The following is a 1,014-nucleotide window of genomic DNA, read 5'->3' on the forward strand; positions in this document are numbered from 1 at the left end:
AAGGATTAAACAAGAGTATTGACCAAGAAATATTTAGTAGTATAGTTGAAGATTTTAAAGAAGAAAAAATTACTGTGCAAGAATTTTCTCAAATAATTGATTTCATAAATAAGGAGTATCCAGACAATATCAAAGAAAAATTATTAGTGATAATTTCAAGTGTAATAGATTCAACATATCCAGAAGAATCAATAGTGAAATTAATAAATTCTATAAATTCACAAATAAAAAATATTGAATGAACATGAGCCTCTAACAACATTATAAATTCACTAATCGAAAAGAATGAACCCAAACATTTATTAGGAGAAATTCAAAAGTTTGATTTAATTAACTTAAGTGCAAGTAATAACTTAGTAATAAATTTATTTGAAAGATTGAACTTGACAGGAAAAGAATTGATATTTGAAAAAGTGCAAGAAGAGTTGTATGGTAAATTAGATAAAAAACGAACCAATCTTTATATTTTTGGAAATAAACAAAGAATATGAGATAAACTAGTTAAGCATAATAATGCTGCAATCAATAATTCCTATTATGAACCGGTTAATTTTTCCGCGGAAATTTTAGAGCGTGATTTGCTTTTTGCGAGGAAAGTTAAGTCAAGGAAAAATGTAATAAAATTAAATCGATGAATATTTGAATCGAAAGAAATGTTGAATAATTTATATTTAAGTGATGATGAAGTGATTTCTATGCAAGCCAATCAATTTTCTAATTACTATATAAAGTTCAAAGAGCACCTTAATGAATGGGAAGATTTCAAAGAAGATATATATGATGGAATCCACCAAAATGTTGCTAAAAATGCTGAAAATTTAAAGTTGTGTAAAAATACATTTAAAAAAATTATAGAACTATCGCAAGGAAATGCGAAATATCATAAAAAAATAGATCAATTTTTAAAAGAAAAGATTGATATAAACAAAATTATTGAATATATTTTGAACAATAGGTGAATTCCGTATTCTAAAAAAGCAGAAATTAATAAAATACAAATGAAAAGTTTCAATA

The 1,014-nt window shown here is 24.4% G+C and carries 1 protein-coding gene; it reads left to right on the forward strand.

The window, feature by feature from the left end; translation table 4 throughout:
- A partial coding sequence (locus C4B24_RS05085; RefSeq protein ID WP_168388380.1) for a hypothetical protein occupies positions 1–1,014 on the forward strand: 1,014 nt, incomplete at both ends.

It is taken from the genome of Mycoplasma marinum, from assembly GCF_004335975.1.
Taxonomy (GTDB): domain Bacteria; phylum Bacillota_I; class Bacilli_A; order Mycoplasmatales; family Metamycoplasmataceae; genus Mycoplasma_K; species Mycoplasma_K marinum.